This window comes from Chryseosolibacter histidinae, assembly GCF_018598225.1.
In the GTDB taxonomy this organism is placed as follows: Bacteria; Bacteroidota; Bacteroidia; order Cytophagales; family Cyclobacteriaceae; genus Chryseosolibacter; species Chryseosolibacter histidini.
Window position 1 is genome coordinate 1 of sequence record NZ_JAHESF010000114.1, and the last position, 240, is coordinate 240.

Sequence of the window (240 nt, forward strand, 5' to 3'; positions counted from 1 at the left end):
GCGGCGCCCCCCGGCCTCGAGGTCCTGCGGGATGTCGCGGTCGCGGCTGCGCCGCGGCGGCGGCTCGGCGTCGAGCCCCTGGCGGAGGCCGTCCATCACCGCGCCCCCCCCGAACGGCGGGCGGCCGGCGAGCAGCGCGGGTAGGGTGGCGCCCAGGCCGTAGACGTCGGTCCGCCGGTCGAGGGAGCGCACCCTGCCGGCCGCCTGCTCGGGGGCCATGTACGCGGGGGTCCCGAGCAA

General features: G+C 80.8%; 1 pseudogene. It reads right to left on the reverse strand.

Going from position 1 to position 240, the window contains the following annotated elements:
- Positions 1-219: pseudogene (locus tag KK083_RS32400) on the reverse strand (hypothetical protein); the annotation flags it as partial.
- Between the last annotated feature and the right edge of the window lie 21 nt (positions 220-240).